Here is a 3,627-nt window from a genome sequence, read left to right on the forward strand (position 1 = left end):
AAACATAGTAAGTAAGGATGTTGTTCTATCAAAAGAAATTATAAAGGAAATCAATAAAATTCACGAGGAAATACCCAATCCGGCACCGTAAGTAGTTGATGAGTTGTGAGTTTTTGAGTATTCAAAAAATCAAACTCACAAACTCAAAGACTCACAAACTTAAAAATATGGATTCAATAACCCAAATCGTATTAGGAGCTGCCGTTGGTGAAGCCGTGTTAGGAAAAAAGGTGGGCAATAAAGCCATTCTTTATGGAGCAATTTCCGGGACTATCCCCGATTTGGATGTACTGGCCAATTATTTGACAGACACCATCACCGCCATTGAGCTACACCGTGGGGTGACACATTCCATACTTTTTGCAGTTGTTATGGCTCCTGTTTTTGGCTGGCTCATTTCCAAGATTGAACGGAAATCTTCCGCGAACTGGAAAGACTGGTCCCTATTGATGTTCTGGGGACTGATTACTCATAGCTTTTTAGACGCTTTTACAACCTGGGGTACACAATTATTCTGGCCCATACATTATCCGGTCGCCTTCAAAAGTATTTTTGTCATTGACCCGCTTTACACCTTACCGTTTCTTGTCTTTGTTATTTTAACGATGTTTCAAAAGCGCACCTCGCCCAAAAGACAAAAATTCAACCGGTTGGGCTTAATCATTAGTAGCAGTTATTTGGCATTAACGTTGGTAGTTAAAGGCATTACTTATCAAAAATTCACAAACGCACTCGCAGAACAGGACATCGATTACCTTCAAATGCAAAACAAGCCCGCGCCATTAAATATCATTCTTTGGACAGCCAATGTGGAAACCGAAGATGCGTTTTTGATAGGCGATTATTCATTTTTTGACACCCAATCAATCGAATTTCACGCTTTCGCGAAAAATCATCATTTATTGGGCGATTGGAAAGAAAAACACAACGTTCAACGACTGATCAAAATCACAGAAGGCTGGTTCACCATCACCGAAAAGGAAGGCGAAATCTATTTAAACGATTTGCGTTTTGGATTGCTCAACAGCGATGCGTTAAACCCCGAGTTTGCATTCAGATACCATCTGGAAGAAATTGGCGGAACGATTTATGCCAACGAAGTCGAAAAAAACCGTGAAGATGCTCAAATACTTCTGGCCAATCTTTGGGAGAGGGTGAAGGGGAATTAAACCCCCAAAACAATCGAGGAATCTATCTCTAACTTTTTACTGATTGTGCGGGCTACTTTTAGTGTAGGCTCACTTTCCAATTAAATATAACGAAAAAATTAACATATATAATTTGGAAATATTTACAGGAGGGGGGTAAATTGCTGATAATTTAACATTATTGTCCTATTTGATATAAAAAAAGACATGAAAATTTTAAATTTAAAAAAATTAAAATTACTATATGTAAATTTAATTGCAATAGCTTTCTTACTTCCCTCTCTTGGAGGAATTGGGGGGTGCTTAAATGCCCAATCACTATTGCATTCCGAATGGTTTCTTGCAGATTCAGAAATTAATGGTGTTTCAATCTCAACACAAGTTTTGGGAGCCACGATTGAAACTCTTCTCAATGAAGACTCTTTTCTTTTAATTTATGGTAACAGTTGTTTTGAATATATAACAGTCCCTTATTCTAATGTAACCAATAATAGTTTCATTTTAGGCCCCATTGAAGATTATATCCAATGCAATTATACTGACCCTGACGTAATTGCGGCTGTAGAACTATACAAAAGTTTTTATTTTCAACTCCCTATTAATAGTAATGGCACACCCAATAATCCTTTTAGTTATCAACTTGTTGATAACGGCAATCCTGTTCTTGACTTAGAGATAACAAATCTAAATGGCGACTGGTTGTTGTTCACAACATATTATCTATCATTGTCAGATTTTTCAAAAGATAACTTTAGACTATTCCCTAATCCTGTCAAAGAAACCTTGCAAATAAGCAATGGCTCAAACCAAAATATGTTGGCAACAATCTATGATGTCAATGGTAAAAAAATGCAAAAGCATTCACTTGAAACCAATACCTCAACTATTGATGTAAAGGCATTAAACCAAGGTGTGTATTTTGTGGTTTTTGAAAGTGAGGCAGGAGAGCGGGTGAGTAAAAAGTTTGTAAAGGAATAACTAAGGTTTAACTCTTTTTAGTCCCGAAGTTTCGGGATTGAAGCCTGAAAGTAGAGACATACCCGCCGGGACATTATGCGGTTATATTAACGGTTGACGGACAGGCCGTTCACGCCAAACAATTGATTGTTAATTAAAGCCTTAAATAAAAAACGGTATGAAAACTTTAAAAGTAAAAAAAATAAAGTTACTCTTTATAAATTTAATTGCAATAGCTTTCTTAATCCCCTCGTTAGGATGGGTTGGGGGAGGGCTCTCCGCCCAAGACCCCAGACTTTTTGAGAACACGTGGTATCTTCATGACCTCGTTATTGACGGAGATAGCAATATACCACCGGTGAATGCTGAAATTCCATTTGTTCCTGCTGATTTTCATGTAAATGGAGTTTACACAGGTATGTGTGATGAAGGCGGATCAGGTCTATTGGAATACATTGGTACAACCGAATTTGAAATTCTACAAATGGCTTTTTTTACGGGTGGATGTCACCAAAATCACCCCCATAATCAAAATTATAGTGGTTTGTATCAAAATTTTTGGAGTTCTCTTAATGGATATTATGTCCCTTATGAAATTATTGTAGACGGATCGAATCGAACTCTGATTATTACAGCTTCAAATGGCGATTATGCAATCTATAAGAATGAAGTGCCTTTATCAATTGAGGATTTTTCCAATTCTGAACTTTTTATTTTTCCCAATCCTGTCAAAGAAACAATACAAGTAAACAACACTTCAAACCAAATAGTATCAGTAACAATCTATGATATCAATGGCAAAAAGTTACAAAACCATTCTCTTGATACCAATGTCTCAACTATTGATATAAAGTCATTAAGCCCAGGCTTGTATTTTATGGTTTTTGAAAGTGAGGGTGGAGAGCGGGTGAGTAAAAAGTTTGTAAAAAAATAAAGCAACCCTCTCAGGGTTTCAAACCCTGAGAGGGTTTGAATTTTAAAACCGCTCCAAAACCCTTAACGCCTGCTTCACTGATTTCACATGGTCAAAACTCAACAACAGCCTCAGGCCACTGCGAGTTTGCTTTTCCTTTATTTTCACCAAACCAGATTGCGTCTGTACAAACTGCAACACTTTTTGAAAAGCCTCGCTCTGATAAAAGCCCGATTGCTGGTCAGCAATAAAGTAGCCCACAAACTTGCCTTGTTTCATCACCACACGTTCCAGACCCATAGTAATGGCAATCCACTTGACCCGCACGCTGTCCAGTAAATCCGCTACCTGAACGGGAAGCTCGCCAAAACGGTCTATGAGTTCCTTTTCAAATTGCTTTAATTCTTCTTCGGTTTTGAGTTCAGAGAGTTTGTTGTAGAGGTTGAGTCTTTCGGTAATGTTATTGACGTAATCGTCGGGGAAGAGGATTTCAAAATCGGTGTCAATAACGGTTTCTTTGATGTATTTTTTATCTTTTTCGCCCTTGTAAAGGTCTTTAAACTCTTTTTCCTTGAGTTCTTCTATGGCTTCGGCAAGTATTTTTTGATA

At 37.5% G+C, this 3,627-nt stretch carries 4 protein-coding genes; 3 read left to right on the forward strand and 1 reads right to left on the reverse strand.

The genetic code is table 11. The annotated features are described in order from the left end of the window. Positions 1–167 precede the first annotated feature (167 nt). The 3 genes from AC6F75_RS08355 (at position 168) to AC6F75_RS08365 (ending at position 3,039) form a co-directional block, all read left to right on the forward strand. Positions 168–1,169 carry a metal-dependent hydrolase gene (locus AC6F75_RS08355; protein WP_500714549.1) on the forward strand — a complete coding sequence of 334 codons (1,002 nt, stop codon included), beginning with the start codon at positions 168–170 and terminating at the stop codon, positions 1,167–1,169. A gap of 186 nt (positions 1,170–1,355) precedes the next feature. Next, complete coding sequence (locus AC6F75_RS08360) at positions 1,356–2,126, forward strand: T9SS type A sorting domain-containing protein (RefSeq protein ID WP_500714550.1); 771 nt, start codon at positions 1,356–1,358, stop codon at positions 2,124–2,126. A gap of 157 nt (positions 2,127–2,283) precedes the next feature. Further along, the gene (locus AC6F75_RS08365) at positions 2,284–3,039 is read left to right on the forward strand and encodes a T9SS type A sorting domain-containing protein (RefSeq protein WP_500714551.1); all 756 of its coding nucleotides are present in this window, start codon (positions 2,284–2,286) and stop codon (positions 3,037–3,039) included. Positions 3,040–3,081: 42 nt separating this feature from the next. Here the strand turns inward: AC6F75_RS08365 and AC6F75_RS08370 are convergent. Next, positions 3,082–3,627 (reverse strand): TRCF domain-containing protein (locus AC6F75_RS08370; protein ID WP_500714552.1); only part of this gene is annotated, 546 nt, incomplete at its 5' end.

The organism is Planktosalinus sp. (assembly GCF_059864935.1).